Below are 6,803 nucleotides of genomic sequence, written 5' to 3' on the forward strand. Positions count from 1 at the left end.
ACACATATTTTCCTATGCTATCAAGAGAATATATGCTTGATATATGCAGTATATTCAATATAGAAAAAAATGATAACAGATATAAATTAAATAAAAATATAAAAAAATTCTTTGATGAAAATTTAAATGGTATTGATTCATATATAGTAAGAAGAATATTATTAGAAAATTTCGACTTAATAAGCGGAAAAAAACAAGATGTAAATGTGAATAATAATGATTACGGATTTATACAGTTTCATCCATCTTATGATTATACTGATTTTGTTGAGGGATTAAGACCTATTAAAGATAGTAATGGAAATATTGGATTTGAAAGAAAGGATGGAATTTTTAAAAAGTTTTGCAAGGAAGCTTTAAAAAATCGAAGCAGTAAATTTGTATTTATAATAGATGAGATTAACAGAGGAGAGATTTCAAAAATTTTCGGAGAATTATTTTTTGCTATTGATCCCGGATATAGAGGTGAAAGTGGAAAAGTACAAACTCAATATAATAATTTAATTAATAATGATGAAAGCGATGAAGATGATGAATTTGAAGACGGATTTTTTGTTCCAGAAAATGTTTATGTAATAGGCACAATGAATGATATTGACAGAAGCGTTGAAAGTATGGACTTTGCTATGCGTAGGAGATTTGCTTGGAAAGAGGTTAATGCTAAAGAAACTCAATATATGCTTAATACTATGTTTGACAATAATAATGAAATTACAGAAAAAGATAAACAATTATTTATAGATGAAGCGAAAAAAAGAATGAATAATTTGAACAAGGCAATAGAACAAATAGAAAGTTTTAATTCCTCTTATCATATAGGAGCCTCTTATTTTTTGAAATTAAAAAATTATTATAAGAGTTCAAGCGATGATAAAAAAATAGCATTTAATAGTTTATGGGAGAATCATTTGAAAGGACTTTTGTATGAGTACTTGAGAGGAATGCCTGATGCTGAAAATAAACTTGAAAAACTAAAAAATGCTTATTATTCAGGTTCTTCTGATAATACACAATCTGCTAGTAATACATCACAAGATAATAGTGCAGAACAAGATAGTAATAATTAAATGGAAATTAACAAAATGACAGTGATGATATTGCAGATAATTAATAATTTGGCAGTAAATTATTTCAATATAGAATGAAAATAATAGTAAGCTTTGGCAATTACATTTTTACGAAGCGTGGTCAGGAAAAAGTTGAAATAATAATATGAGCAACAAAAATAATAAAATGATTAAATTAAAAGACAATAGTAAAAAAGAATTATCAAAAGATGAAATAAACTCTCTCAAAGAAATTGCTGGAAAAACTCTCCATAATATAAAAGATAATATTATAATATTTCCTAACTCTATAAAAGAAAGTAAGGACTTAGAAGAAAACAGCAGAATATTTGATATTATTAATGATAGTATATTAACTAATAATATAATTGGATTTATAAGCTATAATAATACGCAAATAAAAATTTCTTCAAGGTTTGCTGTAAATGATAATGAAGATTATTTTCTGCATTATATGCTTATGAAAGTGCTTTCTCTTAATATTGTTAATTTAGAGCATAGCAAAGATTATGACGATTCATTTGATTTTTTAATTTATATGTTTATTAATTTTTTTAAACGAGCATTAAGACAGGGGCTTTTCAAACAGTACAAATCAATAAAACATAATGATTCTAATGTAAAAGGAACTATTGATATTAACAGATACATTAAAAATAATATTCCTTTCAACGGCAAAATTTCGTACAATACTAGAGAATACAGTTATGATAATAATATCACACAATTGATAAGGCATACTATAGAATATATAAATACAAAAAACAGATATATTTTAAGTTATGACAGCGAAATAAAAAATTATGTTCAGCAGATATTTTATTCTACTCCTAGTTATGATAGAAATAAAAGAGAAAGTGTTATAAATAAAAATTTAAACAAATTATCACACCCTTACTATTATGAATATGAACCTTTAAGAAAAATATGCATTCAAATATTAAGGCATGAAAAATTAAAATACGGCACTAATAATAATACTGTATACGGATTATTATTTGACGGAGCTTGGCTTTTTGAAGAATATTTGAATACTTTTTTAAGCAAAGAAAATTTTATTCATGCTGAAAATAGAAAATCTGCAGGAGGTATAAATCTGCTTAATAATGGATGGAGAGTTTATCCGGACTTCTATAAATTAGAAAATGATAATAATATAGTTCTTGATGCAAAATATAAAAAACTTGATAAGAAAAGTAATGAAGATATAGACAGAAACGATAAGCATCAAATAGTTTCTTATGCTTATACACTTAATGCTAAAAAGGCAGGTTTCATTTATCCATTAGAAGAAGTTAATTATACTGATGAAAATAAAATCGTAAAATAGGTATTTTAAATAATGCTGATTGCACTATATATAAATATGCTTTGAAAATTCCTTCACAAAAATTAAACGGGGAAAATTTCAGTAACATAAAAGAATTTGCTGAAGTTATGAAATGCATTGAAGATGGATTAATAAAAGTTTTAAATGAATTTTGATTAATATTTTTTTAGCGCACGGTTAATGAAATTTTTAATTAAACAAAATTAGAATTTTATATAAATCAATATTTATAATTTTGTTTAGCGTGCGGTATATAAGACTATAAATTTAAAAAAAATATTGGGCGGGCAGCTATAATTTCTAAGCAAGCAAAAAATAAAATATAAATTACAATTACAAATTAGATAATAAACCTAAAGGGTGGGCAAATGTAATTAAGATTTAAAACTTAAATTACATACCCCGCCCTTCAAAGTTTACCGCTTCATTTTGAATTTTAATTTGATTATCTTTATAACTTAATTAGAATTTTTAGCACCCGCCCAAGTGTTTATTAGCTTTAAAATTTATTTAAATCATTTATGCCAAAAATTATATTTTTATTATAAAAATACCAAAAAATAAAATATATTATTTTCATAATAAAAAATTGTTTGAAATGAATTTCACGCACGGTAAACCAAATTAACAATATAAAAAACTGAATAAAAAATAAATTTTTAATTTTATTTTATACGGCTTTAAAAGACTAACATTGATGTTATAAACTGTAATTCAATAATAAAAAATAAAAAGAATATTATAAACTAGAATTATAACTGTTCATTATTTTAGATACCATAGAAGAAGTTTTATCATCTATATCATATTTGTAAACTATATTGTTGAAATTATACATCATTTTAACATTTCCTGTTTTAAACATTAAAATAGTTTTAAGCCTGCTTATTTTATCAAAAAGAATAAAATCTACCATTGAAACTAGTAAATAGTTACCTTCCATGTAGCTTACACTAAAAGTTGCCATAAAATCATCATTGAAAAAATGTATTTCTTCTATACTATCATTTAATTTATTTTCTGAATAAATAGATAAACTAACATGTACATTATTATCTTTACTGTCACTAAAATGTATAGCACTCATTGAAATAGTATTAGTCATATATTTATTATAATCATAATAATATGTAACTGTATTATCTGTTTTGTTTGTATAGTATGAAATATTAAAATAAGCATCTAATATCTTTTTATCAACAAAAAAACCAAATCCTGTAAAACTAAAACTGAATATTAATATTGATATAAATATAATTTTTTTCATACAAAACTACCTTTTTGATTTAAAATATTTTACTTTCTAAAAAACTTTTATAAAATATTTTTAGCTTAAGTAATATGCTATATATAATATTATAGTATAACAAATCATTTTTACAATAAAATATATTATTTATGTAATATATTTTACTAAATAATTAAGAAATTCATTAATTATATGTTTTATTTTTTAGACAGTCAAAAATATAATAACTTTATAGATAAAATATTTTTATTGATTAAATAAATATTTTGTGTTGATTAACTATTAAGTATTCATAAAAAATATCATATGAAATAAAAAAATACAATATATAAATATCAGAAAAATTAAAATTTTATATAGAGGATAGTTAAAATAGTTTTTTTATTTAATTATATACATGACCGAGTGTCGATTAACTTTAATAATGATTGATAAAAAATTAATTACATACCCCCTCTAAAATTTTCTGTTTCATTTTGAATTTTAACATTAATTATATTTACAGCTTAATTAGAAATTTCAGAACCCGCCCAAGTGTTATTTAAATTTAAAAATCTGCTCAACGCACGATAAGCATACTTTGAATTATTATTAATACAATAATTCAAAACTATTTTATATTTTAAATTTTACCTACCGTGCGGTATATGTAATTAATTTTGTTACTTAAATTATATATACTGCATATTTAGAATTTTATACAATAAATTACCTTTGACAATATGGTATTTTTATTATATCATTTTTGTATTAAAAATTTTAGTTTAATAAAGAGAATACTATATGAATAATAAATATGATGTAATAGTAGTAGGTGCAGGACATGCTGGAATAGAGGCTTCGCTTTCATGTGCAAGACTAGGAATGAAAACTCTAATTATATCTATTAACCTTGATACTATAGGACAAATGTCATGCAATCCTTCTATAGGTGGAGTTGCTAAAGGTACTATTGTAAAAGAGATTGATGCACTAGGCGGTGAGATGGGAATATTAATAGATAAAACTATGATGCAGTTTAGAATGCTCAACAGAAGTAAAGGTAAAGCTGTATGGGCACCAAGAGCTCAAGCAGATAAATACGCATATAAAGAAGAAGCTACTAAAACATTGTATGCAGAGAATAATCTCACACTTCATCAGGATATAGTAACAGAAATAATTGTAGAAAATAATGTACTTAAAGGAATTAGAACAGAAAGAGGCAGAGAATACGAATGCCAAGCAGTTATACTCACAACAGGAACATTTCTAAACGGACTTATTCATATTGGTAAATATCAGAAACAAGCCGGAAGAATAGGGGAGCTTCCTGCAATAGGACTTTCTGATAATTTAAGAAGTTTGGGACTTGAAGTAGGAAGATTAAAAACAGGAACACCTGCAAGAGTCGATTATTATTCTATTAACTTTGATATATTAGAAATGCAAAAAGGTGATGATGAAATAACACCATTCTCTTTTTTAGATGATAAAATTGATATAGTTCAAGAGCCTTGCTATATAACTTATACAGACGCTAATATTCATAAAATCATTCAGGATAATATACATCTTTCACCAATGTACAGTGGAGTTATAACAGGTATAGGTCCAAGATACTGCCCAAGTATAGAGGATAAAGTTGTAAGATTTGCCGATAAACCAAGACATCAATTGCATTTGGAGAGAGAAAGTTATAGAACTAATGAAGTTTATATAAACGGATTTTCTTCAAGCTTGCCGGAAGATGTTCAAATAAAAATGATAAGATCATTGAAAGGACTTGAGGAAGTAAGAATATTAAAACCAGCTTATGCAGTAGAATATGATTATGTGAACCCTATAGAATTAAAGCCTACACTTGAAACTAAAAAAATTGAGGGCTTATTTTTGGCAGGACAAATTAACGGCACAAGCGGATATGAAGAAGCAGCATGTCAGGGACTTATGGCAGGAATAAATGCAAGTTTAAAAATTAAAAAAGAAGCTCCATTAATATTAAAAAGAAGCGACGGATATATAGGCGTTTTAATTGATGATTTAACAACTAAAGGAACTAAAGAGCCTCATAGAATGTTTACTTCTCAGGCAGAACATAGAATGCTTTTAAGACAAGACAATGCCGATGAAAGATTAACAGAACTTTCTTATAATATAGGGCTTGCAAGCAAAGAAAGACTTGAAAAGGTAAGAGATAAAAAACAGAAAACTCAAATACTTGTGGAATATTTAAATAAACGCACGCTCACTCAAAAAGAAACTGAGGAATTAGGATTCACAAAAGAAGCTAAAGAGTACCGTACTATGAGTTTAGCTTCCATAATAAAGCGTCCTGAATGCGGTATTGATATGTTAAAACATTTGATAGACGGCGATTATAATCAAAATGTTTTGGAGAATGCAGAAATTGCTATTAAATATGAAGGCTACATTTCAAGATATTTAAATGAAATAAAAGATATTGAAAAATACGAAAACATGCTTATACCGGAAGATTTTGATTACTCTACTTTAAAAAGTGTCAAAATAGATGCTATTAATAAATTGAAACAGTACAAGCCTTATAATATATCTCAAGCATTAAGAATACCGGAAGTTGATAAATCAGTAGTACATATTCTAATACTTGCACTTACAAATAAAAAGAAATAAAAATATATTGTTTATAAAAAAACGCATATAGAAAAACTATTTATTTATCTATATGCGTTATTTTTTTATATTATAATAATTCGCCAAATTTTCTAATATATACTTTCTTTAATAATGTAACTAATAGTATATAAGCAAATATACAAGGAACTAAAAATACAAAATAAGTTTTAGGTAATGATACAAAACCTAAATGATGTCCTAAACTTGTAAATGGCACTATAGACAAAATTATAATGCTTGAAAAAGTTAATAAAAATACTTGTTTTGATGGTCTGCTTTCTATAAAAGGAATTTTAGAAGTTCTTATCATATATATAACCAAAACTTGTGTGCATATAGATTCTATAAACCAGCCTGATTGGAACATAGAAGTATACATTGTTTTTATATTAGCTAAATCGGCACCATTATAATAATTGCCTAATTTATTATATAATATTCCATTAGAAACGAATAATGGACAGAAAACAAAATACATTATTAAATAAGTACTCCAATCAAATATAGAACTTACAGGTCC

General features: G+C 25.1%; 5 protein-coding genes. 3 read left to right on the top strand and 2 right to left on the bottom strand.

Annotation, left to right across the window (positions count from 1 at the left end; translation table 11 throughout):
* Together Q0J90_RS09290 and Q0J90_RS09295 are read left to right on the top strand one after the other, a co-directional pair.
* A partial coding sequence (locus Q0J90_RS09290) for an AAA family ATPase (protein ID WP_297277635.1) occupies positions 1-1,067 on the top strand: 1,067 nt, incomplete at its 5' end.
* Positions 1,068-1,212: 145 nt separating this feature from the next.
* Positions 1,213-2,397: a restriction endonuclease gene (locus Q0J90_RS09295; protein WP_297277636.1), complete on the top strand. Its 1,185-nt coding sequence runs from the start codon at positions 1,213-1,215 to the stop codon at positions 2,395-2,397.
* A gap of 739 nt (positions 2,398-3,136) precedes the next feature.
* On the opposite strand, the gene Q0J90_RS09300 is transcribed toward Q0J90_RS09295, so the two are convergent.
* On the bottom strand, positions 3,137-3,664 hold the full coding sequence (locus Q0J90_RS09300) for a hypothetical protein (RefSeq protein WP_297277637.1): 528 nt from the start codon (positions 3,662-3,664) through the stop codon (positions 3,137-3,139).
* A 765-nt stretch (positions 3,665-4,429) separates the two neighbouring features.
* On the opposite strand from Q0J90_RS09300, the gene mnmG reads away from it, so the two are divergent.
* The gene (gene mnmG, locus Q0J90_RS09305; RefSeq protein ID WP_297277638.1) at positions 4,430-6,280 is read left to right on the top strand and encodes a tRNA uridine-5-carboxymethylaminomethyl(34) synthesis enzyme MnmG; all 1,851 of its coding nucleotides are present in this window, start codon (positions 4,430-4,432) and stop codon (positions 6,278-6,280) included.
* 70 nt (positions 6,281-6,350) lie between these two features.
* Here mnmG and Q0J90_RS09310 read toward each other — a convergent pair.
* The coding region (locus Q0J90_RS09310; RefSeq protein WP_297277639.1) for a cation transporting ATPase C-terminal domain-containing protein at positions 6,351-6,803 on the bottom strand (453 nt) is incomplete at its 5' end.

This window comes from uncultured Brachyspira sp., from assembly GCF_944390595.1.
Lineage (GTDB): Bacteria > Spirochaetota > Brachyspiria > Brachyspirales > Brachyspiraceae > Brachyspira.

Bases quoted from the DNA above. Each gene is read 5' to 3' on its own strand.
- Q0J90_RS09295 (WP_297277636.1), top strand. From the start codon at position 1,213: ATGAGCAACAAAAATAATAAAATGATTAAATTAAAAGACAATAGTAAA.
- Q0J90_RS09300 (WP_297277637.1), bottom strand. From the start codon at position 3,664: ATGAAAAAAATTATATTTATATCAATATTAATATTCAGTTTTAGTTTT.
- mnmG (WP_297277638.1), top strand. From the start codon at position 4,430: ATGAATAATAAATATGATGTAATAGTAGTAGGTGCAGGACATGCTGGA.